The organism is Spiribacter aquaticus, assembly GCF_007625215.1.
GTDB classification, from domain to species: Bacteria; Pseudomonadota; Gammaproteobacteria; order Nitrococcales; family Nitrococcaceae; genus Spiribacter; species Spiribacter roseus.
The window spans coordinates 153,449-178,777 of sequence record NZ_VMKP01000002.1; the positions used below are offsets into that span (position 1 = coordinate 153,449).

The 25,329-nt window shown below is 63.7% G+C and carries 28 protein-coding genes, 2 tRNA genes and 1 pseudogene; 5 read left to right on the forward strand and 26 right to left on the reverse strand.

What is annotated here, in order from left to right; translation table 11 throughout:
• Positions 1–16: 16 nt before the first annotated feature.
• The 16 genes from FPL11_RS04065 to FPL11_RS10075 all read right to left on the reverse strand — a co-directional run bounded on the left by FPL11_RS04065 (position 17) and on the right by FPL11_RS10075 (position 12,435).
• Positions 17–1,375, reverse strand: a complete 1,359-nt coding sequence (locus FPL11_RS04065) for a diguanylate cyclase domain-containing protein (RefSeq protein ID WP_144347529.1) — start codon at positions 1,373–1,375, stop codon at positions 17–19.
• A gap of 35 nt (positions 1,376–1,410) precedes the next feature.
• Positions 1,411–2,457 carry a homocysteine S-methyltransferase family protein gene (locus FPL11_RS04070; protein ID WP_144347530.1) on the reverse strand — a complete coding sequence of 349 codons (1,047 nt, stop codon included), beginning with the start codon at positions 2,455–2,457 and terminating at the stop codon, positions 1,411–1,413.
• 72 nt (positions 2,458–2,529) lie between these two features.
• Positions 2,530–2,606, reverse strand: a tRNA-Pro gene (locus FPL11_RS04075).
• A gap of 68 nt (positions 2,607–2,674) precedes the next feature.
• Positions 2,675–3,031: a MerR family transcriptional regulator gene (locus FPL11_RS04080; RefSeq protein ID WP_110883315.1), complete on the reverse strand. Its 357-nt coding sequence runs from the start codon at positions 3,029–3,031 to the stop codon at positions 2,675–2,677.
• Positions 3,012–3,311 (reverse strand): integration host factor subunit alpha, encoded by a 300-nt coding sequence (gene ihfA, locus FPL11_RS04085; RefSeq protein WP_110883316.1) that lies wholly within the window; start codon positions 3,309–3,311, stop codon positions 3,012–3,014. Before ihfA ends, FPL11_RS04080 begins: the two co-directional genes overlap by 20 nt.
• Before the next feature lie 6 nt (positions 3,312–3,317).
• Positions 3,318–5,696, reverse strand: a complete 2,379-nt coding sequence (pheT, locus tag FPL11_RS04090; protein ID WP_144347531.1) for a phenylalanine--tRNA ligase subunit beta — start codon at positions 5,694–5,696, stop codon at positions 3,318–3,320.
• 9 nt (positions 5,697–5,705) lie between these two features.
• Positions 5,706–6,725, reverse strand: a complete 1,020-nt coding sequence (gene pheS, locus FPL11_RS04095) for a phenylalanine--tRNA ligase subunit alpha (RefSeq protein ID WP_144347532.1) — start codon at positions 6,723–6,725, stop codon at positions 5,706–5,708.
• Between the two features lie 77 nt (positions 6,726–6,802).
• Positions 6,803–7,159 carry a 50S ribosomal protein L20 gene (gene rplT, locus FPL11_RS04100; RefSeq protein ID WP_110883319.1) on the reverse strand — a complete coding sequence of 119 codons (357 nt, stop codon included), beginning with the start codon at positions 7,157–7,159 and terminating at the stop codon, positions 6,803–6,805.
• A 29-nt stretch (positions 7,160–7,188) separates the two neighbouring features.
• Complete coding sequence (gene rpmI / locus FPL11_RS04105; protein WP_110883380.1) at positions 7,189–7,386, reverse strand: 50S ribosomal protein L35; 198 nt, start codon at positions 7,384–7,386, stop codon at positions 7,189–7,191.
• A gap of 76 nt (positions 7,387–7,462) precedes the next feature.
• On the reverse strand, positions 7,463–8,023 hold the full coding sequence (gene infC, locus FPL11_RS04110; RefSeq protein ID WP_425473427.1) for a translation initiation factor IF-3: 561 nt from the start codon (positions 8,021–8,023) through the stop codon (positions 7,463–7,465).
• 3 nt (positions 8,024–8,026) lie between these two features.
• A complete protein-coding gene (gene thrS, locus FPL11_RS04115) occupies positions 8,027–9,952 on the reverse strand; it encodes a threonine--tRNA ligase (protein WP_144347533.1) in 1,926 nt (641 codons plus the stop codon).
• 61 nt (positions 9,953–10,013) lie between these two features.
• Positions 10,014–10,090 (reverse strand) — tRNA-Val (locus FPL11_RS04120).
• Positions 10,091–10,444: 354 nt separating this feature from the next.
• Positions 10,445–10,903 carry a DUF6998 domain-containing protein gene (locus FPL11_RS04125; protein WP_144347534.1) on the reverse strand — a complete coding sequence of 153 codons (459 nt, stop codon included), beginning with the start codon at positions 10,901–10,903 and terminating at the stop codon, positions 10,445–10,447.
• 132 nt (positions 10,904–11,035) lie between these two features.
• A complete protein-coding gene (locus tag FPL11_RS04130) occupies positions 11,036–11,551 on the reverse strand; it encodes a PIN domain-containing protein (protein WP_144347535.1) in 516 nt (171 codons plus the stop codon).
• A 49-nt stretch (positions 11,552–11,600) separates the two neighbouring features.
• Positions 11,601–12,053 (reverse strand): helix-turn-helix domain-containing protein, encoded by a 453-nt coding sequence (locus tag FPL11_RS04135; protein WP_144347536.1) that lies wholly within the window; start codon positions 12,051–12,053, stop codon positions 11,601–11,603.
• Positions 12,054–12,090: 37 nt separating this feature from the next.
• Positions 12,091–12,435 carry a hypothetical protein gene (locus FPL11_RS10075; protein ID WP_159308465.1) on the reverse strand — a complete coding sequence of 115 codons (345 nt, stop codon included), beginning with the start codon at positions 12,433–12,435 and terminating at the stop codon, positions 12,091–12,093.
• On the opposite strand from FPL11_RS10075, the pseudogene FPL11_RS10255 reads away from it, so the two are divergent.
• Positions 12,376–12,537, forward strand: a pseudogene (locus tag FPL11_RS10255) (integrase); the annotation flags it as partial. The gene FPL11_RS10075 and the pseudogene FPL11_RS10255 overlap by 60 nt on opposite strands.
• A 521-nt stretch (positions 12,538–13,058) precedes the next feature.
• On the opposite strand, the gene FPL11_RS04145 reads toward FPL11_RS10255, so the two are convergent.
• From FPL11_RS04145 to FPL11_RS04190, 10 genes are all read right to left on the reverse strand, one after another.
• The gene (locus FPL11_RS04145) at positions 13,059–13,361 is read right to left on the reverse strand and encodes a type II toxin-antitoxin system RelE/ParE family toxin (protein WP_144347537.1); all 303 of its coding nucleotides are present in this window, start codon (positions 13,359–13,361) and stop codon (positions 13,059–13,061) included.
• A complete protein-coding gene (locus tag FPL11_RS04150; protein ID WP_144347538.1) occupies positions 13,349–13,606 on the reverse strand; it encodes a type II toxin-antitoxin system Phd/YefM family antitoxin in 258 nt (85 codons plus the stop codon). Before FPL11_RS04150 ends, FPL11_RS04145 begins: the two co-directional genes overlap by 13 nt.
• Positions 13,607–14,047: 441 nt before the next feature.
• Positions 14,048–14,329 carry a type IV toxin-antitoxin system AbiEi family antitoxin domain-containing protein gene (locus FPL11_RS10080; RefSeq protein ID WP_222103841.1) on the reverse strand — a complete coding sequence of 94 codons (282 nt, stop codon included), beginning with the start codon at positions 14,327–14,329 and terminating at the stop codon, positions 14,048–14,050.
• Positions 14,313–15,353, reverse strand: a complete 1,041-nt coding sequence (locus FPL11_RS04160; RefSeq protein WP_235013441.1) for a patatin-like phospholipase family protein — start codon at positions 15,351–15,353, stop codon at positions 14,313–14,315. Before FPL11_RS04160 ends, FPL11_RS10080 begins: the two co-directional genes overlap by 17 nt.
• 59 nt (positions 15,354–15,412) lie before the next feature.
• The gene (locus FPL11_RS04165) at positions 15,413–15,973 is read right to left on the reverse strand and encodes a TlpA family protein disulfide reductase (protein WP_144347540.1); all 561 of its coding nucleotides are present in this window, start codon (positions 15,971–15,973) and stop codon (positions 15,413–15,415) included.
• A complete protein-coding gene (locus tag FPL11_RS04170; protein WP_144347541.1) occupies positions 15,970–16,464 on the reverse strand; it encodes a copper chaperone PCu(A)C in 495 nt (164 codons plus the stop codon). The genes FPL11_RS04165 and FPL11_RS04170 overlap by 4 nt, the downstream gene beginning before the upstream one ends.
• Positions 16,465–16,482: 18 nt before the next feature.
• Complete coding sequence (locus FPL11_RS04175) at positions 16,483–17,802, reverse strand: FtsX-like permease family protein (RefSeq protein ID WP_144347542.1); 1,320 nt, start codon at positions 17,800–17,802, stop codon at positions 16,483–16,485.
• A complete protein-coding gene (locus FPL11_RS04180; protein WP_144347543.1) occupies positions 17,795–18,487 on the reverse strand; it encodes an ABC transporter ATP-binding protein in 693 nt (230 codons plus the stop codon). Before FPL11_RS04180 ends, FPL11_RS04175 begins: the two co-directional genes overlap by 8 nt.
• Complete coding sequence (locus tag FPL11_RS04185; protein ID WP_144347544.1) at positions 18,484–18,921, reverse strand: hypothetical protein; 438 nt, start codon at positions 18,919–18,921, stop codon at positions 18,484–18,486. Before FPL11_RS04185 ends, FPL11_RS04180 begins: the two co-directional genes overlap by 4 nt.
• An 84-nt stretch (positions 18,922–19,005) precedes the next feature.
• A complete protein-coding gene (locus FPL11_RS04190; protein WP_144347545.1) occupies positions 19,006–20,499 on the reverse strand; it encodes an alkaline phosphatase in 1,494 nt (497 codons plus the stop codon).
• Between the two features lie 185 nt (positions 20,500–20,684).
• Here FPL11_RS04190 and FPL11_RS04195 point away from each other — a divergent pair, with 185 nt between their 5' ends.
• Genes FPL11_RS04195 through FPL11_RS04210 form a run of 4 tightly spaced genes read left to right on the forward strand, consistent with a single transcriptional unit; the run spans position 20,685 to position 25,326 of the window.
• On the forward strand, positions 20,685–22,574 hold the full coding sequence (locus tag FPL11_RS04195; RefSeq protein ID WP_159308464.1) for a putative bifunctional diguanylate cyclase/phosphodiesterase: 1,890 nt from the start codon (positions 20,685–20,687) through the stop codon (positions 22,572–22,574).
• On the forward strand, positions 22,571–23,221 hold the full coding sequence (locus FPL11_RS04200) for a DUF3047 domain-containing protein (protein ID WP_144347547.1): 651 nt from the start codon (positions 22,571–22,573) through the stop codon (positions 23,219–23,221). Before FPL11_RS04195 ends, FPL11_RS04200 begins: the two co-directional genes overlap by 4 nt.
• Positions 23,222–23,224: 3 nt before the next feature.
• Positions 23,225–24,652, forward strand: a complete 1,428-nt coding sequence (locus FPL11_RS04205) for a dihydrolipoyl dehydrogenase family protein (RefSeq protein ID WP_144347548.1) — start codon at positions 23,225–23,227, stop codon at positions 24,650–24,652.
• Positions 24,649–25,326: a TVP38/TMEM64 family protein gene (locus tag FPL11_RS04210; protein ID WP_235011830.1), complete on the forward strand. Its 678-nt coding sequence runs from the start codon at positions 24,649–24,651 to the stop codon at positions 25,324–25,326. The genes FPL11_RS04205 and FPL11_RS04210 overlap by 4 nt, the downstream gene beginning before the upstream one ends.
• The last annotated feature ends 3 nt before the right edge of the window (positions 25,327–25,329 follow it).

The window sequence follows — 25,329 nt, forward strand, 5'->3', positions numbered from 1 at the left end:
GACGGTGTTCGATGCGTTACTCGGTATCCGGGCCGGAGAAGAACCGGTAATCGTGCCCCCCGCGCGATTTGACGCGATAGGCCGCCTGATCCGCCTGTCGCAGGAGCTGATCGCCGTTCAGTGGTGTGGTGGGCTCAAAAAGACTGACGCCCAGACTACCGCGCACCTCAACCGTGGCCTGCGAGGCATCCAGTTCAATGGGGCCCGCCAGGGCATTGAGAATGCGATCGAAGACCACCGGGTCGCGTTTGTAGTGCCTGATCACGATGACGAACTCATCACCGCCCACCCGGGCCACGGTATCTTCCCCACGCAGGGTGTCGCCCAGACGCTCGCCCACCGCTTTGAGCACCTGATCGCCGGCCTCATGACCGAACCGGTCATTGACCGGCTTGAAGTCATCCAGATCGAGCATGCACACCGCGAATACCTCACCGGTTCGCTGCGACTGCGCAATGGCCTGATCAAGCCGATCACTCAGAATCCGCCGGTTGGGTAATCCGGTGAGGGCATCAAAACTGGCGAGCCGCTCAAGGCGCTGCTGATAGCTCAGTCGCTCGCTGATGTCGTGCAGCACTGAGATATGGCGCACCGTCCCCATCGCCTCATTGCGGATTCTTGCTACAAAACAGTCGATGTCGATCGCGCTGCCGTCGCGTCGCTGCATCTGCACGTCGCCCTGCCAGCGACCGGCCCCGGCGTCGAGTGCATTGAGGATGTCCTGATACGCCGCATCCCGGTCGCGGGACGAATACAGCATGGCCGGCGTCTTACCGCGGAGCTCTTCACTCGAATAGCCAAGCATGCGCTCAAGGGCGGGGTTGATCCGGACGATCCGATGCGACTCGTCGGCGATAAGAATGCCCTCACGCATCACCTCGAAGACCTTGTCCGCCTGTTCGAGCCGATCCTGGGTGGCCCGCTCCTCGGTCACGTCCTCGAGATAACCATGCCAGGTGAGCGTGCCGTCATCGCTGCGCGAGGGCGTAGAGCTTGCCTCAAGCCAGCGGGTACCGTGCTTGACATGCTCGAGGCGAAAGGTGACCTCAAAGGTCTCGAGGGCTTCTTTCGAATCTTCGATCGCCTTGAAGACGGCCGCCCGGTCATCGCCATGGATGCGCGAGAAGATCACTTCGGCATCCGCCATGACGGCGCCAGCGGTGCAGCCCGTCAGGGATTCGATCCGCTCCGACACAAACGGAAACCCCATCGTGCCCTGCGGATCGATCCGGAATTGATAGAGCACGCCCGGGACGTTGCGGGCGAATTCCTCGAAGCGCGCATAGCGATCACGCTCGGTGTCGGTGAGCCTCCGGCCGTTCAGGCCGTAAATCGCCAGGGCCGCGAGAGCGACGAGGGCCAGTAACCAGACCATACCGTGATCCAACCCGCGCCCGAGGCGCCGGGTGGTCAGGCCCTGTCGCCGAGCGCGCGGATGTGGGCGGGCAGGCGTTCATGAGAGCCATACATGAAATGATTTTCCATGCGCTCGGCGAAACGCGCTGCTTCAGGTTCGCGCCCCACTGCCATCGCCACCTCCCGAATATGCATGGGTGCCGCGCCGCAGCACACTCCCAGATAATTCACGCCCATGGCGTAGGCGCGATGGGCGAAATCACCGATTTCGTAGCGGTTGCAGTACAACGGGTCCAGCGCCGTTGGAAACGGCCGCCCATGGGGGGACGGGCAGGCGCACGTCGGCGAATCGCTCAGGTTGAAAAAGGTCGGTTCCGCCTCGCTGGTGCGATAGGTCACCGGCAGCGCGGCCACGTGGCCGGTCACCGCCGCGCGGATCCGCTCGATCCACGGCAGCATGGTATCGGGACCGCGAAAGCAGTTCATACCCACCACACTGGCGCCGGCCTGCTCAAGTGCCACGCAGGTCTCGACGATGCCCGGGCCGTCCATCATCCGGTCCTCGGCCATCGGCGCCAGGGTAATGACCGCCGGCAGCCCGTGGGCGCGGATCGCATCGAGGGCCGCATGAGCCTCGCCGGCGTAGTAGAAGGTCTCGCCGATGATCAGATCGGCGCGTTCTTCGACCGACCAGCCGGCCATTTCGTCAAACATTGCCCGCGCCGCAGCCTGTGCCTGCGGATCATCCGGATCCCAGATATTGGTATTGGAGATATTGCCCGCCATCAGGTTGCCGGGCCGGTCATCGGCCACCCGCCGGGCGATCTGCAGTGCCGAGCGGTTGAGCGGCTCAAGCCGATCCTCGCGACCGATGACGCGCATCTTCTCGCGGTGGCCGTTGTAGGTGAACGCCTGGACGATGTCCGAGCCGGCATGCTGGAAATCGCGATGCAGGGTCTCGAGGGCGTCGGGCCGAAGCAGCGCGACCTCGGGCACGAACTCACCGGCGGACAGGTAACCCCGCCGCTCGAGTTCGAACAAAAACCCCTCCGCACATATGAGCGGCCCCTCGTTGAGGCGCTCGACGACAACATCGCTCATGCGAGTCGTTCCTTTGCATCGCTTTAAGGTTATTAAGCCCCGGACAGACGGGTGCTGGCCGGTTGGAAGATCTGGTCGGGACGGCAGGATTTGAACCTGCGACCCTCTGCACCCCATGCAGATGCGCTACCAGGCTGCGCTACGCCCCGACGAACCGAGATGTTACAACAGCTCGCCCATCACGCCAATCATCCAACCGCATTCATGCGACTGGCGTTCAGCGCTTGAGTTCGCTCAATAACGCCTCGAGCTCGCTGCGGATCTGGCGCACCACTTGCTGGCGCTGGGTGGAATCATCGCGGGCCGGTGCGCCGGCAAGCTGCTGGCGGGCGCCCCCGATGGTGAATCCCTGGGTGTAGAGCAAGCCACGGATCTGGCGGATCAGAATGACGTCCTGGCGCTGATAGTAGCGGCGGTTGCCGCGGCGCTTGACCGGGCTGAGCTGACTGAACTCCTGCTCCCAGTAACGCAGGACATGCGGCTTGACGGCGCACAGCTCGCTGACCTCACCAATGGTGAAGTAGCGCTTGGCCGGGATCGGCGGCAGCGCCTCGTTACTGCTCGTGCCCGGCATAGGCCTCTACCCGGGCCTTGAGCTTCTGCCCCGGCCGAAACGTCACCACCCGCCGCGCCGAGATGGGGATCTCTTCGCCGGTTTTGGGATTGCGGCCAGGCCGCTCGCTTTTATCGCGAAGGTCGAAGTTGCCAAACCCGGAGAGCTTGACCGGCGTGCCCGTCTCGAGCGCCTGACGGATCTCCTCGAAAAAGCTCTCGACAAGGTCTTTGGCCTCGCGTTTATTCAGCCCCACCTCTTCGAAAAGCCGCTCAGCCATATCGGCCTTGGTCAGCGCCATGCCGCCCTACTCCCTCAGTCCAGCGTCGAGTGTGTCACTCAGTGCGCGCATCACGGCGGTCATCACCGCTTCCACGTCCTGATCCGTCAGAGTGCGGGAATTGTCCTGCAATATCAATCCCATAGCGAGACTTTTGCACCCATCACTAACACCTTTGCCGCGATAGACGTCAAACAGCTCCACCGACTCCAGGGCCTCCCCCGCCGCCGCGGCGATCACGTCACGCACCGCATCGGCGGACACCGACTCATCGACCACGATCGCCAGATCGCGGCGAATGGAGGGGTAGCGCGACAGTGGCGCGAACGCCGGCAGGGCCCGGGCTGAGAACACCGCCTGATCGATTTCAAACACATAGACAGCGCCGTCGAGATCCAGCTGACGGACGGTGGCCGGATGCAGCGCCCCCACCCAGCCGCAGGCAACGTCGTCGCAGAGGATCCGCGCGGATTGGCCTGGATGGAGCGCCGGATGCGGTGTCGACTCAAACCGACAGTCCCGATCCGCGCCCAGCGTGGCGAGCAGCGCTTCGACATCCCCCTTGATATCGAAAAAGTCCACCGGGCGCTCGGTATGGTCCCAATGCTTGGGTGCCGCCGGCCCGGTGACTACCCCGGCGATCCCCGGGGTCTGCTCGAGATCCGGCAGGGCACCGCGGAACCGCAGCCCGGTCTCGAACAGCCGCACGCGGCTCATCTGCCGATTGCGGTTATGCGCCAGGGCCCGGATCAGCCCCGGCCACAGCGATGTCCGCATGACGGCCATGTCCGCCGACAGCGGATTGGCGAGGGCGGGCGCGGTATGGTCAGGATCGAGTTGTGCGTCCAGATCCGCCGGCACAAAGCTGTAGGTGATCGCCTCGTGATAGCCGCGATCCACCAGCAGCGCGCGCAGCCGCCCGAGTGCCACCCGTGACTCGGACTCGGCCGGGATCCGGGCGGGCAGCGCCGAGCGCCGCGACGGCAACCGGTCATAGCCGTGAATGCGCGCGATCTCCTCGATCAAGTCCACCTCGCGGGCAATATCAAACCGCCAGCTGGGCGCCGTGACATGCAGAGCCTCGCCATCGACCAGCGACGGCATGCCCAGGCGGGTCAGCATCTGCTGCATGGTCTCGGCCTCGATGGCTGTGCCCAGCACCGCGTTGACCCGTGCCGGGCGCACACTCACCGCCGGCGTTGTCGGCAGGTGCGCGACCTCCACCGACTCGCTGACCGGGCCGGGCTCGCCCCCGGCGTGCGCGCAGATAAGCGCCGTTGCACGCTCGATGGCCTCGACGCAGCGTTGTGGATCGACGCCGCGCTCGAAACGGTGTGACGAATCGGTGTGCAGGCCGTACTGCCGGGCACACCCGGCCAGCGCCGACGGTGCGAAGAACGCCGACTCCAGAAAGATATCAACGGTGGTATCGCTGACCGCCGTGGCCTGCCCACCCATCACGCCGGCAATGGCGACCGGCTTATCATGATCGGCGATGACCAGCGTCCCCGCCGTCAGGTCCACCGTTTCGCCATTCAGCAGGGCCAGCGACTCCCCCTCCGCGGCGCCCCGGACCCGGATGCCACCGGAGAGCGTCGCCCGGTCGAAGGCATGCATGGGTTGGCCCAGCTCAAGCATCAGGTAATTGGTGATATCCACCGTCAGGCTTAACGGCCGGATGCCGGCCCGACGCAACCGCTCGGCGAGCCACAGGGGCGTCGCCGCCCGCGGGTTGATGCCGTGGATGACGCGGCCGCAGTAGCGTGGACATGCCGCGGGCTTTTCCAGCTCAGTGGGCAGCGTCGATTCATGGACGGGCGCAACGGGCTCGATGGTCGGGCGTGTCACCGGCTGACCGGTCAGCACCCCGACCTCGCGGGCCACCCCCTGCATGCTCAGGCAGTCACTGCGATTGGGGGTGAGTTCGACGTCAATCACCGCGTCGTCCAGATCCATCCACTCACGCAGATCCGCCCCCACGGGGGCATCCGCCGGCAGGGGCATCAGCCCGGCGCTTTCCTCGGAAAGCCCCAGCTCTTTGGCCGCACAAAGCATGCCGTGGGACTTGACGCCGCGCAGCCGCGTCGCCTTGATCTTCATGCCCTCGGGCAGTCGCGCCCCCACCTGGGCGAAGGGCGCCCGCAGCCCCGTCGCGGCATTGGGCGCGCCGCAGACCACGGTCTTCGGCTCGTCGGTGCCGTCGGCAACGGTGCACACGCTCAGCCGCTCGGCATCGGAGTGTGGCGCACAGTCGATGATCTCGCCCACCACGACGCCACTGAATTCGGGGGCGGCGGACTCCACCGCATCCACCTCAAGGCCGGCCATGGTCAGCCGATCCGCCAGCTCGCGGGTCGAATCCGGCAGCCCGACCCACTCACTCAACCAATGTTCGCTGATTCTCATGCGGCGCTCCTAGCGGAACTGGCGCAAAAAGCGCAGATCGTTCTCAAAAAAGATTCTCAGGTCATTGACGCCGTAGCGCAGCATCGCCAGCCGCTCGACGCCCATGCCAAAGGCATAACCGGTGTAGCGTTCGGCATCGATACCGGCGGCCTCAAACACCGCCGGGTGGACCATGCCGCAGCCCAGGATCTCGAGCCAGCCGCTGCCACTGCACACCCGGCAGCCCTCGCCGTGGCAGAACATGCACTCGACATCGACCTCCGCCGACGGCTCTGTGAACGGGAAATACGACGGCCGGAAGCGCAGCGCCAGGTCGGCTTCAAAGAACCCGCGCACGAAGTCCTCGAGCACCGCTTTCAGATCCCCGAAGGTCACGCCCTCATCCACCAGCAATCCCTCGACCTGGTGGAACATGGGCGTGTGGGTGAGATCGGAGTCGCAGCGGTAGACCCGCCCCGGCGCGATCACCCGCACCGGCGCGCCGTCGGCTTCGAGCACGCGGATCTGCACCGGCGAGGTGTGCGTGCGCAGAAGATGACGGGCGTCGAAGTAGAAGGTGTCATGCATCGCCCGCGCCGGATGATCGGCGGGAATGTTGAGCGCTTCGAAATTGTGATAGTCATCCTCGACTTCCGGGCCCTCCGCCACCGCGAAACCCACCCCACGAAACATCGATTCGATGCGCTCGAGGGTGCGCGTGATCGGGTGCACCCCGCCCGGCGGCTCGCCGCGGCCCGGCAGAGTGACATCCACCCGATCGGCTTCAAGGGCGGCGTTCAGTTCCGCCGCTTCCAGCTGGCGGCGGCGGGCTTCAAGCCGCTCACTCACCCAGTGTTTGGCGGCGTTGATGGCCTGACCCGCGGCCGGTCGCTCATCGGCCGGCAGCTGCCCAAGCGCTTTGAGCTGTTCGGTGATCTCGCCTTTCTTGCCCAGATAGGCGACACGGACCGCGTCGAGTTCAGCGACGCTGGTGGCCGCATCCACGGCCTGCTCGGCCCGCTCGGTCAATGACTGGAGCGCGTCACTCATTGGTTATTCCCGCTGGCAGACAAAAAAAAGGGGAAGACAACGGCCTTCCCCTGCTGGCCGTCCCCGTGCAGGGACGTTTACGCCAGTGCCGCTTTCGCGCGCTCGGCAATCGCGCTGAAACCGGCGGCATCGTGCACCGCCATGTCAGCGAGCACCTTGCGGTCGACCTCGATCTCGGCCTGCTTGAGGCCGTTCATGAGCCGACTGTACGACAGCCCGTTGAGCCGGGCTGCGGCATTGATGCGCTGGATCCACAGGGCGCGGAACTCGCGCTTGCGGACCCGGCGATCCCGGTAGGCGTACTGGCCGGCCTTGATGACCGCCTGGTTGGCTACCTTGAACGTCTTATGACGTGCGCCGTAGTAACCTTTCGCCTTCCCGAGGACCTTCTTGTGGCGGCGGCGTGCAGTGACGCCACGCTTGACTCTGGCCATCTTCAGAATCCTCTCTATTCAGGTTGTGTTCAGCCGTAGGGCATGAGCCGCCGAATCGCCGGCGTATCCTGCTCTGCGACCAGTGTGGTGGCACGCAACTTGACCTTCCGCTTGGCATCCTTTTTGGTCAGGATGTGGTTGTGGAAGGCATGCGCCCGCTTATAACGACCGCTGGCGGTCTTGCGGAAGCGCTTGGCGGCGCCACGGTTCGTCTTAATCTTGGGCATGAACCGTTTCTCCGTTGCCACAAAAAAGAACACCCGGCCGACCGGGTGCTCACCCAATGGAGGCCATGAGCCTCCGCTATTTCCCCTTGCGGGGAGACATCGTCATCACCATCAACCGGCCTTCCATCTTGGGGCGCTGGTCGACGGTGGCATCGTCCTCGAGATCTTTTTCGACGCGCTGCAACAGCTCGAGTCCGAGCTCCTGATGCGCCATCTCGCGACCGCGGAATCGCAGGGTGACCTTGACCTTGTCGCCGTCCTCAAGGAATTTCCTGAGGTTGCGCAGCTTGACTTCGTAGTCACCCGAGTCGGTCCCGGGCCGGAATTTCACTTCCTTGACTTGGATCTGCTTTTGTTTCTTCTTGGCCGCCTGCTGCTTTTTGGACTGCTCGAACTTCCATTTGCCGAAGTCCATGACCCGGCAGACGGGCGGATCGGCGTTGGGGTCGAGCTCAACCAGATCGAGATTGACGCCGGCGGCGCGCTCAACAGCCTCGGTCGTATCGACAATACCGACCTGCTCGCCGTTTTCATCGATCATCCGGACCCGCGGGACCTGGATGTCTTCGTTGATCCGCCGGTTTTCACCGGCGCCGGGCTGCTGGCGACGTGCCCCCGGCTTTCTGCGTATAGCGATGCTTCAATCCTCCACAAGCGTTCGGCCCAAACGGGCCACGTCACGGTCCAGCCGGTCAATCAGTGCCTCAAGCGACATCGACCCCAGGTCCTCACCGGTGCGGGTGCGGACCGCCACAGCGCCGGTGTCCCGCTCCTGATCGCCGACAACGACCATATACGGTACCCGCTGAATCGTATGTTCACGGATCTTAAAGCCGATCTTCTCGTTCCTCAAGTCGGACTCGGCGCGAAAACCCCGGTCCGTCAGATGTTTCCGGATGGTCTCCGCATAATCCGCCTGGCGATCGGTGATATTGACCACCTGCACCTGGGTGGGGACGAGCCAGACGGGCCAGTCACCGCCGTAGTGCTCGGTCAGCACGCCGATGAAGCGCTCGAACGAGCCAAAGATCGCCCGATGCAGCATCACCGGGACGGCGCGATCCCCACTCTCGGTGACGTACTCGGCATCCAGTCGACCGGGCATTGAGAAGTCGACCTGCATGGTCCCGCACTGCCAGACCCGATTCAGGCAATCGCGCATCGACAGTTCAATCTTGGGCCCATAGAACGCGCCCTCGCCCGGGTTGACGGTAAAGCCCATGTCCTTGGCGTACAGGGCCTGTTCGAGGGCCGCCTCGGCACGATCCCACAACCCGTCCTCGCCCACGCGCTTGGCCGGGCGGGTGGACAGGGCTACCTGGACATCATCAAAACCGAAGTCGCGATAGACGCTGAAGGCCAGGTCGAGGAACGCCGACACCTCGGCCTGGAGCTGGTCTTCGGTACAGAATATATGGGCATCGTCCTGGGTGAAATTGCGCACCCGCATCAGCCCATGGAGCGTCCCCGATGGCTCATTGCGATGACAGTTGCCGAATTCCGAAAGCCGCAGCGGCAGATCGCGGTAGCTTTTCAGGCCCTGGTTGTACACCTGCACATGGCAGGGGCAGTTCATGGGCTTGACGGCGTAATCACGATGCTCGGAGTGCGTCGTGAACATGTCCTCGCGGAACTTCTCCCAGTGCCCCGAACGCTCCCAGAGACTGCGATCCACCAGCTCGGGCGTACGGATCTCCTGATAGCCATGCTCAGAGAGCCGTCCGCGCAGATAGTCCTGCAGGGTGGTGTAGATCCGCCAGCCATTGGGGTGCCAGAACACCATCCCCGGCGATTCTTCCTGGATATGGAAAAGATCCTGACTGCGGGCGATGCGCCGGTGGTCGCGCTTCTGCGCCTCTTCCAGAAACTTCAGATGCGCCTTGAGCGCCTTGCGATCGGCAAACGCGGTGCCGTAGATGCGCTGGAGCATCTCGTTGTTGGCATCGGCGCGCCAGTAGGCGCCAGCCAGCTTCGTGAGCTTGAATGCCTTGAGGAATCGTGTGTTGGGCACATGCGGGCCCAGGCACATGTCGACGTATTCCTGATGATGGTAGAGCGCCATCGAATCGACGTCGGTGAGGTTCTCGATCAACTCGACCTTGTAATTCTCGCCGCGCTCACGGAACAGCTGCAGCGCCTCGAATCGCGGCGTGACATGCTTGATGACGTCGTATTCCTGATCGATCAGCTCTGCCATGCGCTGTTCGATGCGCTCGAGATCCTCCGGATGAAAGCCGGCGTCGTAGCGGATGTCGTAGTAGAACCCGCCCTCCACCACCGGGCCGATCGCCATCTGCGCCTCGGGGTAGAGCTGCTTGACCGCCTGACCCAGCAGATGGCAGCAGGAGTGGCGGATGATCTCGAGGCCTTCGGCGTCGCGCGGGGTGATGATCTGCAGCTCGGCGTCGTCGTCAACAAGGTCGACGGCGTCAACAAGCGTGCCATTGACGCGACCGGCAATGGTCGCCTTCGCCAGGCCCGCACCGATATCGCTGGCAATATCGAGGACGGACAGCGCCTCGGCATACTCGCGTTGGCTGCCGTCAGGAAGAGTAATGAGGGGCATTCAGGACTCCACAGTGGTGACCCATACCAGAGGCCACTTGCATTGGTGAGCGGACAGGATGTGGTAGGCGCGAGTGGATTCGAACCACCGACCCCCACCATGTCAAGGTGGTGCTCTAACCTACTGAGCTACGCGCCTATCGTCAGGGGCGAGAGTATAGCGGGATTGGGCGGCGTTGCCAAAGGGGGATTTTAAGTTGCTGTTTTTGCGATTGAATCAAGGCCTGGTCGCGAACCTGGAAGATGGGTGCAGAGCAATACGGAGCTATCCATTTACCGTAGACCGAAGGCCCGCATAACCAGTCATAGTCGCCTCTGCGCCTTGTATGTGCCATAGATGTGCCATGACCGGCCAAAGTCCGCTGTACCGATGCCGAGTCCAGCAGGCGAATTTCGAGTACCACCTGGTCAGCCTGTATAGCTTAGCTGCAGGCCGACGCTCAATCTTCGAGACCTATCCACGTCCTGATCTCCCCGGATATAGATGCAGGACTTAGTCGTTCGGATTCTCCATTGCCAGCCGACTCTCACTAGGTACTTGCTCCATCAAGACAGAGAGCCTGGATAAGGCGATGCGATACTGCCCATTGCTTGGTTTAGGCTTCCCATCGAACTCTTTCCAGACGATATCGCCCGGGCCGTTATAGACCTCCTCGAAGCCACCCAGTTGGTCCAATTTCAGGACCAGCAGATGCTCCGGCTGGTACCGCAACCCGACCGCTTTCGCTTGGGTTGCCTTGATCTCGATCCTTAATCCTGCTTTCAGCGCATCGCCACCGATTGTAGAGGCCGGGAGCAGATCGAAACCGTAGTGGTATGCCGCCAGACATTCCCCGAGACTACCAACGAGATGGCCATCGGGTGTGAAGTGTCTGCCCGGGAACATCGCCTCTAGGTTACGTACGATCCCATACAGGTCATTAACTAGCTTCGGGAAGTTTTCTTTATCCATTTGGCGCCCCCAATCTCGAATGCATTCCCCTCACCCTGGGGTTCTACCCCATCGCCCGGAGTCACTGCGGGGTTCTACCCCACCAACACGGACGGTTTCGTTAAGCGTCCTTTGGCGGCAAGAGTCATGAGATTAGAGGACGTCTGCGAATTGGCGCAGTCTATCGGCTGTGACGACAAACCCTTGAGCGGCGAGCGTCTCAAGGTATTCGTCAACGGATTTCGGAGGGTTGCGCAGCGCACCGCGGTGGCGTTTGGCGGTGGTCACCACCGCACCCTCATGAAGATCGAGCTGTTGCTCCACAAACGTGTCCGGATGAACAGCCTCGATCCCGTACGGCGCGAGAGACGATGCCGGAAGATCCTTGATATTGATGGTCACGATGGACTGCGCACCAGCGCGAATTGCTGCAGCGAGAACATGCCTGTCATCCGGATCTGGCAGAGATAATCCCTCAATCAGCGGCTCGTAGCCTTCAACCAGGCAGTCGTGTACCGCGTGATCCATCAGTGAGCGGGTGCGCTCCAGCGCACCCGCTAAGTCGGGCCGCTGTGCAAGCAGGTTCCTTGTCCACTCGTCGTGAATCCGGTCGGTCCACTTCGCCGCGAAAAGCCCGGCCGTGGCAAGCCGGATCAGGAAATCCCGCATGGGTGCCGGGTAGAGGACGCACGCATCGAAAACGACGACAAAGCGCACCTCAGTACCCCATATCCAGGTCCTGTGCCTGCTCGGTCAGCGCATCCAGAGCTTCCTGGCTAGCACGATCGCACTCCGCCTTGTAGGCCAGCAGGTCTTGGTATCGGATGCGGCGATGGGTGCCCACCTTCGAGAAGGGGATCTCGCCCCGCTCCAGCAGCTTGACGAGATGGGGGCGGGAGACGTTGAGGATGTCCGCCGCTTCCTGCGTTGTCAGCTCTGCGTGCGTTGGCACGATCGTCACCGCATTGCCCTGGGCCATCTCGGCAAGCAGGTCACGCAGTAGCGCGAGCGCCTGGCGCGGCAGCACGAGATCGGTGCCGTCGAGTTGAACGCGGGCCCTATCGGATTCCGGTTGCCGGGATAGGAGCTTGCTTAGCTCTGTGGCACTGGCACGCGCGAGTGCAGTGGCCTCATGATCCGGGAGTTCGTTATCGCCACTGGGTGTTTGCATAGCTGCTCCGAGGATGCATGTGTCTACTGACTCGATACTAAGCGTAATAATCGAAAAACGCAAAAAACGAAACGGGCAGACCTGTCCAGGCAAGGCGGTGCACGTCGTCATGTTCAATGCTTAATCTCCCCACCTGAACCGGAGATACCGAGCCATGACCATCATTGCCCCGAACCCGCACCCCTCGATCGCGCACTCCCCGTGCAACAAGGGCCACCTGATCGGCCAGAAGCCACCTCTGAAACTCCCGGAGGTCTCGGGCATCCGCATCCGCCTCCAGCTCTAGCACAACACGCGCCAGCTCGCCCTGTTCAACCTGGCGATCGAGAGCAAACTCCGAGGCTGCGATCTCGTCAGCCTCCAGATTCCCGATGTCGTCCACGGCAGTTGGGCCGTCAAACGGGCCGCCGTCATCCAGAAGAAGACCGGCCGCCCCGTTCAGTTCGAGCTCACCCCGCAGACGCGACAGGCCTTAGAAGCCTGGGTGAGCGAGGCCCACCTGCAACCCCGAAACTACCTCTTCCCGAGCCGGGAGCACGACTCGCCTCACATCTCCACCCGCCCCAGCGCCATGCGTTCGCTCACCGACACCGGCAGGTCGAGCATCGCCTGAAGCGATACCACCGCCTGCTCCCAAGCAAGGGCCATTATCCACCGGCCGGACGGTGACCTGGATCCAATGCCAGGCAACCACGTTTGCGCACAGAAATGTTCGAAGTGCTTGTCACTGTATTGACAATTAATTCTGTGCGCTCGGCGCAAAATCGAGTGGTACTCAGCACGAGCTTGTCGCGAGGGCTTTGGATTTTGTGCCTTAAACGGAGGCACATATGATGCGAAAAGTGGCGCCATATGGCGCTTTCTGCTCTTTAAGTGATTGATTTCACTATGTGGGGAGGTCTGACAAATGTGCGAACACACTATGTCAAGGTGGTGCTCTAACCTACTGAGCTACGCGCCTGTCGTTGAGGACGAGGGTATAGCGGGATTGGGCGGCGTTGCCAATTAGCGGACCCCAAGCATGTATGCACGAAGCTCCCGCTCTCCCCGCATGAAATAGAGGACCAGAACGTCGCCCCCATCCTCGCGATAAAAAATGCGACACGGTGGCAACACCAGTTCTCTGTATACCGAATCAGGGAGCTCCGGAGGAATTCGCCCGGATTGAGGGAAGTCTCCCAAGCGCTTGGTCTTATTGAAAAATTCCTGGACCAAACGACTTGCGGCAGCAGGACTATCCAGAGCAATATACTCAACGATCGCATCCAGCCCCCAAAGGGCAGGCTCCGTCCAGACTACTTCAGCCATCTACCCATTTTTTCCCTGGCCTCACTCTGGCTGTACGTTCTTCCCTCAAGTACGGCACGCTCTCCCCTCGAGAGCCCCTCAAGCAGTTCAAGTCGGCGCTGCATGAACTCGTAATCCTGCACATCGACAAGGTACGCCGATGGCTGGCCGTGCTCGGTGATCAGGACCGGCTCTTTTGACCCGTGAAGCTCAGCCAGGATCTTTGTCGCTTGGCGCTTGAGGTTCGTAACAAGTTCAACTTTCATGGGATGACCCTCAATCAGGCTATAAGTGACACTCTAGTATTACTTCCTGGGCGAGGGAACTACCTATCAGCTCTTTGGTGACCGCCAGCGCCCGTCCCTCATGCGTCGTTTGCTTACGTGTCACGTCCCGGATGATGCTGTCTCCCCGATACCCCGCGCCATTCCACCCGCGAGGCCATCAGCCCTGATGCGTTGGAGGCCCGGATAGTCGGCTAATCGAGTGTCCACTGTTAATGGGCAAGATCACGGGCCTCCTTGCCCATCTTCATCGGACAGTGCACGAACCGCCTCCACGGTGATTGGAGCACTGTGACGGCGGTCACTCCCCACACCGATCTTTGCCGTGCGGCGCTTACGTGACTTGACGAGGTTACCGCGGCAGGACCGCACGAGGCCACCGAACCAGTGAACACGCCAGAGCGTCCACGCCAGCGATGAACCTCACCAAATGGCATCCATGTCCTCCGGTATCGTTATGTTGTATTTACGATCCAGGCGTCCACCTTTGGCCAGCGCGCGCTTGCCCTTGCCAAGCGTGATCCGGTCCGGGTTGAGATGCGCGGCCCACTGATGGCGGTGGCGGTCGGCAAAATACAGAAACAGGCGTTTGACCTTCACGATCCTCGCCTGCGCAAGCAGCGGCTGTAGCCGCCGCCGACTCAGATTGACAAGTCCTTCCACGATCATATCGACATCGTGAAAGGTCTCACGGGTCTGCACCACCGGGCCTGTAAGCCCCAAAATCACTGAGCGGCCGGGAGCTTCGTCGGCCAATGCTGCCGGCATGCGCCTCCAACCAGTGCCGCGCGGCCGTTTGACCCGCATCATGAAGGGCATCAAGCGACCCGCTATCCGTATCCAGTGGACTTGCGCCCGATTGACCAGTCACTGCAGCGCCACCATCCAGGTGATGAAAACGGAGGCGGGCCACCCGCCGGCGCCGCCGGGAGATCGACCAACGCCCAAGCCACCCTGAATCCGATTGCATGACGGCCAGCCATTCAAGCTCTCTGAGCAGATGCGCGCTGAACCCCAGCTCCCGACTGCGCTGCAGGATACCTTCAACGCGTCGGGGCGGCATTCCCGGGGTGTATTCCGGCAGCAACTGAACCAGCATCAAGTCACTCGAAGGCGCTGTCTCGATCAGGGGTAGCAACGCCGGATTGGCGGCGAAGCCACCGTCCCAGTAAAAACGCCCGTCAATTTCAACCGCCTGAAACAGCGTGGGAATACAGGTGGAGGCGAGAAGCGCATCCACGCTCAATTCGTGGCGCTGGAACAATCGCAGCCGGCCGGTCGCCACTTCGGTCGCTGCAATGAATAATGGCCACTGATCCGCTGCACGCAGCGCTTCCCAGTCCAGACACTCTCCGAGTAACCGGCGTAGCGGATTGAACCCCGTGGGATTGAACTGATAGGGCGACACCATCTGCGTGACCGCCTTCAGCGTCTGGCCTTGAAACGCCCCATCGGACCGCCAGGGTGACGGCAAGGGCGCATTAATCTGCCCAATGCCCTCCCACAGCGCCCGCAATGACGCGCGCGCGCTCTTTTTACCGCCTGCCGCCCAGCCTGCGGCAAGGGCGGCGGCGTTCAGGGCGCCCGCGCTGGTCCCACTCATCCCCGCCGGCCGCATGCCCGCGCTCAGCAAGCCGTCAAGCACACCCCAGGTGAATGCCCCGTGAGATCCACCGCCCTGCAGAGCAAGGGCGAGTGGCGCATTCAGGCCCATTGCGCGAGCGCCCATCGACTTGTACGCATCATCCTCACAGGCTCACAGCGCCGATCCGCCCCTGCAACCGTATCTCATTTCTTTATGAGGTAGCGCACCAGCTCAAACGCCTCCGGGCTTGCCCAATCGGCCGCGCCCTGAAACCGCGCAAGTTCCTGACTATCGGGGTTGACGAGCACGGACACCGGCAGAGCCAGTACGCCCATGGCGCCCGACAGGTCGCCGCCCGGATCGGTATGGAGCGGCAGGTTCTGCGCGCCCACCTCCTCCAGAAAGCGGTCCATGGTACCGGCGCGATTGCCCCCCACCGCGATGGTCACGACTTCGAACGCCTCGCCACCCATTTCGGCCTGCAGGTCCGACAAGTGCGGCATCTCCTCGCGGCAGGGAGTGCACCAGTGTGCCCAGAAGTTGACCAGGACATATTTGCCCGCAAAGGCCCCGAGCGTCATCGGCGTACCGTCCGCACCATTAAAGGCAACGTCCGGCACGGACCGCGCCTGAACCTGGAGCTGAGCCATCTCGCCGACGAGCAGGCCATCCAGTCGCGCCCCCTCGTCAACCGGCTGCGCCCCGGCGGGTAGCGTGATTAGCACCAGCGCCAGAAGCGCGATCCGCCATGCCCAACCGATCAATGCGCGTGACCCGCGTGACCGTGCTGAGTCGCGTCCGCGGCCTCAACCTCGACCGTCAACTCCGCCTCGGTCTCGGCAAAATCAAGCGTCAAGTCGAAGCGATCGCCCTCAGTCAAATCCCGCGACAGCCCGTCGAGCCGCAGCGCTACACCCTGTGGGGCCAGCACCATCTGGGTACCGGGCGCCACCGGCAGGCCCGGCAACTCGGGATAGCTGGGCTTACCGTCCGTGAGCGTGAAGCCCACCAGAGCCGCGCTCTCTGCCAGTTGCGTCGCACCACCGCTCAGAGTGACGGGCGTGCTGCCGGTGTTCTCGATTTCGACGAATACGAGCGCATTGTCGGCTGTGGTCGCCCGAGTCCACCCGTGGAGCAGGCGGACATCGCCCACCGTCGACAAATGGTCGTCTTCATGGTCGTCCTCAGCCGCCTGGGCAGAGAGCCCGACCAGTCCGGAAACGAGAGCAAGAGAAATCAGAAACTTCCGAGGCATCGGTAACTCCCTCTGTTATCAGCCGCGTAGGTCGCGCACGACGGGTCGGGTCATCGTCAGCCACGCCGGGATCAGCGCCAACAGAGCCGTCAGACTCACGAAGGCGCCGACCAGGTGCAGTTCGGACCAGCCCAGCGATGCGGTCACAAGGATGTCCGTCCGTTCCGTGATCACGCTCGAGATGACCCGCGTCAGCAGGCTGCCAAGCGCAAGCCCCAACGCGGCGCCCACCACAATCAACGTGACAGCGTAGGACCAGGTCAGGGCGAAGTTGAATCGTCGGGGCGCGCCCAGTGCCCGCAGAAGCGCAAGGCGGCGCGATAGCAGCCGCGTCAGCATCATTAACCCGGCCAACACCCCCACAGTGACAAGCACCTGCGTCACCGCGGCCAGGATCGACATGACCTGCCGGATGTCGCCCATCAACGCATGTAGCTGCGACAGAACCGTGCCCGGGAACAGGGCCATGGTGCGATCGGTGTTGAACTCGGCCTGCATCACATAGGCCCCGCCCAGCGTATCGGCCTTGACGATCGCTGCCGGCGTGCCGGGAAAGTAGGCGGGATCGAAGGGTGCGCCGACGGACCCGTCCCAGTCGGGGGTATGGCCATTAGCCAGGCCATGCACCGACCAGACGGATTCGGCAGGCACAATATAGGCGCGATCCCAGGGCGAACCGGTCATTGGCATGCGCCCCACGACCTGATATTCAAAGCCCCCGTGCGCTCCCTCAGTCGCATCGCCACGCCCGTGCTGGGGCGCAAAACGATCGCCGACGCCAAGCGGCGTTCGTGCGCCCGCGATGGCCTCGGTCTCGGTGGCGAAGACACGGCCATCGGCCAGCCCTTCAGAGAGATACTCAACGAAGGCAGGCGTCGACCCCACGACAGGCGCGTTCTCATAGCTATCGCCGAAGGCCAACGGTGCCACGAGGTCGGCATTGGGATGTTCGGCCACCCGTGCATAGGTCGGCCCATCGATCAGCGGGATCGACGAAGGCTGCAGATAGACAGCGGCCAACATGGCGGTGATCTCGCTCCCCGGAGCGGCGATGATGACTTCAAACTTATCGGCGGCACGCGCACTGCCCTCGCGCAGGCCGCGTTCCTGCGCGATCAACCCGACGCCTATCCCGATGGAGATCGCGATCAGCGCGGTAAACACGACGCTCACCCAGACCTGCCGCCGTAGGAGCGCTGACAGGAGCGGACCCACAGCGAAACCGCGCAGCACCAGCGCCCCGATCACGACCACCGGCAGCAACGCCACCACCAGAAGTAGGGTGTCCTCCATCCACAGTGGCAGACCGAACAATAAGTCGGCGATGAGGTCAGGCATCGTGCAATTCCTCTGGGCCTTCGACACGGCCGTCGACGACGTCGATGACGTGATCGGCGCGCTCGTGCAGCGCGGGATCGTGGCTGACGGCCACCAGTGTTCGTCCATCTTCGCGCGCCAGCCGCATCAGGTCGTCCGCCAGCGCATCGGCATTGGGTCGGTCGAGGCTGGCAGTGGGCTCGTCGGCTAATATCACGGGGGCGGCCCCCGCCAGCGCCCGGACAACCGCAATCCGCTGACGCTCACCGCCCGAAAACGTATCGGACCGCCGCGCAGCGCTTTCACTCAGGCCAATACGGGCGAGCAGGCCGTTAGCGCTTTCACGGATTCGACGCCGGTCGCGGCGGGGCGCGTAGAGGGCGGTGATCGCCGCGTTGCCCAGCGCCGAAAGTTCCTCGAACAGCAGATGTTCCTGGAAAATGAAGCCAACGCTCGCGCGCCGAAAGGCGGCCCGGCCGCGGTCATCCCGTCCGGCAATGTCCGTATTGCCCCACCAGATGCGCCCCTGCGCCGGGGCGATGATCCCGGCCATGGCGTAAAGCAGCGTCGACTTGCCGGCCCCCGAGGGCCCGCGCACGACCACGACCGCGCCGGCGGGCACCTCCAGGTGCGCTACAGACAGAATGCTGCGGCCGCCCTGGCCCATGACTTCCAGCCCGGATATGGCCAGTGAGATACCGGTCATCCGTAACTGAACCGCGCGTTTTCAATCCTCACCATGCTCAGGAACCCGGTCTCGGGGTCACGCTTAGGGCCGAGCGCTAGTTCCCCGGTCACCTCGATGCCCCGGTTGAAGGGCACGACGTCGAAGCCGCGGCGGGTGTAGACGGCGAGGATGTCATCCGGCCACTCAGCCTCCGTCTCACAGAACGGGCAGACCGACATGGGCTTTTTGGTCAGCACGAAGAATTCGATATCCGCCTTGAGGGGCGGCGCCATGAACCCCTCAACCTTGACCGTTGTGCCCTGCAGCTCTTTGGCGAGTGCACTGAAATCCTGGTTCGCGTCGTAGAGCTCGCGTAGCTTGAGGATGTCTTTTGCGTTGGCGTTATGAGCCAGGCCCGCGACAAAACCGGCTGCGAGCCCGATGACAACGCGACGGCGTGTGAAACTGGTCATCGTAATTGCCTCTCGGTTTTTCCCAGGGCCAGAATGGCGGAGGGGGACGCAGCCGCCCCCCTCCGCATCCTGCTGGCCGCCGCGTCACTCGGCGGTGAACGCGTGGTGCATCACGTGGAAGATGTAGTTCTGCTCGAGGGTGCCCTCAAACAGGTGGGCATAGGGCCCCTTGGCGTAGACGGCGACGTCCTCGGCCGAGTGGCTTTCCGACGACCTCGGCACCAACGCCTGCTGGACGTAGTCGATGTCCTGCGCTTCCTCGTTGGTCACCACCGGACGCGAACCGAAGTACTCGCCACCGGGCTGCTCGAGCAGGACCGAGCTGGAGCCATTGGTGTACATACCAACGGTGTAGGGCTTGCCATCCGCACCAAGCAGCGGCTCATCCGTGTGCTCGACACCCTGGTTGTTGATCCCCATGCACAGGCCAAGGATATCCGAGCCGCGCCCGCAGTAGCCGTTCAGCGCGAAGGAATGCTCATGGTCGGCGGTGACGATGAGCAGCGTATCCTCATCGTTGGTCATCTCGTCGACCATCTCGATGGTGCGGACGAACTCGGCGCCGTCGGTCACGGTGCGGGCCAGGTTGTTGCCATGGTGGGCGTGGTCGACACGGCCCGCCTCGACCTGCATGAAGAAGCCGTCATCACCTGCCTTCGCCTGCAGATTACGCAGCGCGATCTCGGTCATTTCTGAAAGCGAAGGCTCGTCGCCGCGATCGGCTTCGTAGGACATATGGCTGTCCTCGAAGATGCCGAGGATCGGCGTGGAACCGTCTGTTGGCAGCTGACCAGCCGTATCGGTGTTCCAGGCGTAGGCAACGCCGTTTTCCTGAGCCTCCGCGATGAGATTGCGGCCATCCTCCCGGTTGCCCGAATCGCCCTCGTTATCGGTCATGTCGCCGGTGATGAAGTTGCGACGACCGCCGCCCATCGCGACGTCGACACGGCCCTCGTACATCGCTTCGAGCAGCTGCTCGGCGATGGTCTTCTGGGTATCGCAACCCTCGGGCAGGGTCGCGGCGAAATTACGGTCGACACTGTGGGCATAGGCGGCACCCGGCGTCGCGTGGGTGATCCGTGCGGTCGAGACGATGCCGACTTCCTTGCCCATCTCGGTGAAGACCTCGGAAGCATTGGCCACCTCGTTACCCGGGAGGGTCGAGCAATCGCCGCGGTCGACGTTGGCATTAACGCCCAGAACACCGATGTCAGTCTTCACGCCGCTCATCATGGCGGTGCCGGTGCCCGCCGAATCGGGCGTCTGCGAGTTGACGTTGTAGGTCTTGACCAGGCCCAGGGACGGGAAGGTTTCGTGATGCATCACATGGTCGTCGCCGAAACCGCCGGCCTTCTGGCCCATGAACATGCGCGTCGCGTAGTTGGTGCCGACGCCGTTGCCATCAGCGATCAGAATCACGACGTTCTTGGCGGTATTGGTATTCGGGGCCTTGGCCAGTTCGGCCTGCAGGCGCTCCTGCCCGGCGGTGAACCAGTCACTGTTGGCCTGCGGTAGATCCTGGGCCATCGCAGCGGTCCCGATGAAACCGGCAACGATAGCAAGCATTGAACGTTTCATGTGGCCTCCTGAATAACTTGAGCATTGAAAGCTATCCGCGCCGGATTACAACGCCTTTACAGCGAACCCGCGATTCTGGTTCTCCGATGCTTGGGCGTTACACTGGCGTAACAGCCACAAGGGAAATCCATGCCGGCACGACAAGCCTCACCAACACGTCGCGAACCCCGGCAGCCGGCCACGCTATGATTGTCCCGGCGCTACCGGCCGCCGTGCTCGGTCTGGTCACCTTTGCCGCCGTCGCCCTGATCTATCATCACCACCTGCGCGACCGGCTCCATAGCGATAACAAGCGCTCGATCGCGCTGGGCGCCATGCTGGGTGCAGGCACTATCCTGCTGATGGTCCAGCCGGTGGAAATCCGGCCCGGCGTGCTGATCGATGCCCGTGTCCTGCTAATGGGATTCGCCGGGTTGCTGGGCGGCTGGCGGGGTGCCGGCGCGGCGCTGGTCGTGACACTGCCCGCGCGGATCATGCTCGGTGGCACCGGCATGTTCGTGGGTATGGCGACCCTCACGCTCGCCGCACTCGTCGGACTGATCTGGCGGGTCATCGAGTCGCGGATCGACCTGCGCCCACCGTGGAATTATTTTGGCTTTGGCGCATTCCTGTCACTGGCGCTGGTGACGATCCTCCTGTTCCCGGCCGAAGCCCGCGCCGACGCGCTGGCGACCGTCCCGGCGCTGGTCGGGGTCAACCTCCTCGGCGCCGCCCTTGCGCGCTGGATGGAGGTGGGCGTCGGCCAGTCCATCGAGCAGAAAGAACGCCTCGAGCGCCTGTCCATGACCGACACGCTGACCGGCGTCGGCAGCCGCCTCAGCCTGACCGAGGCCGTCGAGGCCCGCCTCGCCAACGCGCAGCAGAGCGGCCAGTCGTTCGCGCTCATTTCGATGGACATCGACAATCTGAAAAACATCAACGGCACGCTCGGTTACGCTGCGGGGGATGCGGTACTGCGCTCGCTGGCCCGGCGCCTGTCATCGGCCACCCGGCCGTCGGAGGTCATGGCCCGTGTGGCCGGGGACGAATTTGTGATCGTCCTGCCGCCTGCCGGCCGGGCCGATGTCATGTCCCGGGCGGATGAGTTGCTCAAGGCAGCCAGGGAACCCCACGGCATCGACTCCTACGTGGTGTTGACCACGGTGAGTGCCGGCGTGGTGTGGGCGCCCGGCGATGGGGTGACGCCGCGGGAGCTGATCCAGAACGCGGAGATCGCCGTGGAGTCGGCCAAGCATCAGGGGCGCAATCAGGCAATCAGCTTCGATACGCAGATGCGCGACATCTTCAGCCGCCGGGCTGGACTGACCCAGGCCCTGCACCGCGAGCTTGATACGCCCACCGGCCTCTCGCTCGCCTACCAGCCCCAATGCCGGCTCAGCGACGGCCGCCTGTGGGGCGCCGAGGTGCTGTTGCGCTGGGATCACCCCGAATTCGGCCGCATCAGCCCCGGTGAATTCGTCCCCGTCGCCGAGGCCGCCGGCCTGGTGCGCAAGCTCGATGGCTGGGTGTTTGACCAGGCGGCGGCGCAGCTCGCCGACTGGCAGCGTCAGGGCTACGATCTGAAGCTCTCGGTCAATCTCTCGGTCCTCAGCCTGATGATGGAGGGCACGGCCCGGGAGATCCTCGACCGGCTCGCGGCCCATGACGCCGATCCGTCCATGATGACCGTGGAGATCACCGAGTCTGAGGCGCTCGAGGACTCGGAAACGTGCCTCGAGAACCTGCAGATCCTGGATGCCGCGGGCATCTCGCTGGCCCTGGACGACTTTGGCACCGGCCACTCATCGCTGCGGTATGTGCAGAACCTGCCGCTCAGCACCCTGAAAATCGATCAGAGTTTCATCCGCTCGATCGACGGCGACGTCGCGAAGGCCCGCGCCATCCTGCGCGCCACGCTTGAGCTGGCGCGCCAGCTCAACCTGACGGTGGTGGCCGAGGGGGTGGAGACCCAGTCGCAGTTCGACTGGCTGCGTGACCGCCGCTGCCAAGTGGCGCAGGGATTCCTCCTGGCCCGGCCGATGACCGCCAGCGACTTCCAGACCGACTGGCTGGAACAACGCCTCGAGGCGACATGAGCGGCGTCATGCGTTGCATCGCACTCGCCCTGGGCGCTGTCATCGCGCAGACCGCGGATGCCGACATGCGCCTGACACCCGAGGCCATCATCGACTGGCAGGCGCATTCGTTCGCCGGCGAAACTGACTATGCGCTGACAGAAACCCGTCATGGCACAGCGGTGCGGGCGGTCTGCGAAAACGGCACGGCCTCGGGCCTCGTCTACACAAACGGCGTCGACCTGAGTGAAACCCCGGTCATTGAATGGCGCTGGCGGGTGGTTGATGCGGTGGAAACCGGCGATCCGCGCCGCCAGTCCGGCGACGACTATGCCGCCCGACTCTACGCCGTCGACGAACATGCCATCCTTCGCTGGCGGACCCGCGCCATCAACTATGTCAGCAGCACCCGCGCCCGGCCCGGCGCACAGTGGCCCAACGCCTTCGCCGGCCAGGCGCAGATGGTGGTCGTCGACTCACTCGATGGCTCGCGCACCGGCAAGGACGGCTGGCACGTCCACCGCCGCAACCTTCGCAAGGATTTCCAACAGCTGCATGGTCGTTCCGTCAAGCGTATTAATGCACTGGCGCTGATGACCGACTGTGATAACACCGGCGATCGCGCGGAAGCGCTCTACGGCACAATTCGACTACTACCGGAGTCATGAATCATGCGTAACGCCCACGATCTGGTGATCATCGGCGGCGGCGTCGGTGGACTGGTCACCGCCAGCGTCGCCGGCCAACTGGGGCTGGATGTGGTGCTGATCGAGCGCGAACCCGCACTCGGCGGTGACTGCCTGCACGCGGGCTGCGTGCCCAGCAAGGCCCTGATCCGCAGCGCCTCCATCGCCCACGCCGTGCGTCACGCGGAGGCGTTCGGCATCAAGGCGACAGCGTCATCCACCGATCTGAGCGCGGTCATGGATCGGGTGCGCAGCGTCATCGACCGCATCCAGCAACATGACGACCCGGCGCGCTTCCGCGGTTACGGGGTCGATGTGCGCTTCGGTGAGGCGGCCTTTCGCGATCAGCAGACCGTCGTCGTCAAGGGCCAGGCGGTCCGCGGCCGTCGATTCGTGATCGCCACCGGCTCGAGCCCCACGATTCCCCCCATCCCCGGGCTGGAGACAATCGACTACCTGACCCATCACAATGTGTTTGATGTTCGTGATCTGGCCGAGCGTCTGGCCGTAATCGGCGGCGGACCCATCGGCACGGAACTCGCGCAGGCCTTCGCCCGACTCGGCAGCCGGGTGACCCTGATCGAGGCTGGTCCCCGCATCCTGCCCCGTGACGAGCCAGCGCTTGCCGATAGGCTGGGCGCCCACCTGCGCGACGAAGGGGTCGACCTGCGTCTGGAAACCAACGTGACCGGGGCGCGGCGGGATCAGGACTGCGCCCTGCTCGACCTCGTGGCCGATACCGGGCCCGAGACACTGGCTTTTGATCGGGTGCTCGTGGCCACCGGGCGACGCGCGAATACCGCGTCCCTCAACCCTGAGGCGGCGGGCCTCGCGATCAACGCCGATGGCACCCTCGAAGTGGATCGACGCCTGCGGACGCGCCAGCGACACATCTACGCCATCGGCGACTGCGCCGGGCCCTACCCGTTCACCCATATGGCCGAGTACCAGGCCGGGATCATCATCAGCAACGCGATCTTTCGGCTGCCACGAAAGGTCGATTACACCGCTGTGCCGTGGGTAACGTATACCGACCCGGCGCTCGCTCAGGTCGGGATGACCCGGGCCGCGGCCGATGCCGCGGGCCTGCGCTACGAGCGCGCCTGTTTTGCCTTGGCCGATGTCGATCGCGCCATCGCCGATGGTGAATCCACCGGTGAACTGCAGCTGCTGATCCATCGCGGGCGGATCATCGGCGCCAGCCTGCTCGCTCCCCACGCCGGCGAGATCATCCACGAGCTGGGCCTCGCCATTGCCGAGAAGGTGCCGCTGCGGCGTCTCGCCGGGATGGTGCATGCCTATCCCACGCTGGCCCAGATCATCAAACGCGCGGCGGGCGCTTACTACGCCCCGTCATTGTTTTCGCCGCGCACCCGGCGGGCGGTGCGATGGATTCACCGGGTGCTGCCATGACCCGGCGCTGGCTTCTGGTGGGTGCGGTCGTCGCGGCTATCGCCATCGGGCTGAGCGTCCGCGACCAGATCAGTCGCGAGGCCATTGCGGCCTGGGTCAATGGAATGGGGCCCTGGGCGGGCCTCGGTTTTGTCGCCGCCTATGCGCTGGGGACCGTCGCGTTTCTGCCGGGCCTGGTTTTCACCATCAGTGGCGGCGCGCTGTTCGGGCCGCTCTGGGGCACGCTCTACAGCCTGATGGGTGCCACTGTCGGGGCAACCCTCGCCTTTGCGGCCGCCCGTCACGGCCTGGGGCCCGCCATCGAGCGGCGCAGCGGCGCCCGGCTCAACCGCCTGCAGGCCGGGATTGATCGGGAGGGCTGGCGTTTTGTGGCGCTCATGCGGCTGGTGCCGCTGGTCCCCTTCAACCTCCTCAACTACATGCTCGGGCTGACCCGCATCAGGCTGCGCGTCTATGTCTTGACCTCAATGGTCGCGATGGCCCCCGGCGCGCTGGCCTATGTGTGGATCGGGCATGCCGGCCGCCAGGCACTGATTGGGGGTGGCAATGTGGTGCAGGCAGCGCTGATCGCCATCGCGCTGGTCGCGGGACTGGCCTTCCTTCCCCGCCTGGTGCGCAGCCTGCGGGGCGGTCTGCCCGCCGTTGATGATCCACCATCGAATGATTCGCACTGACCG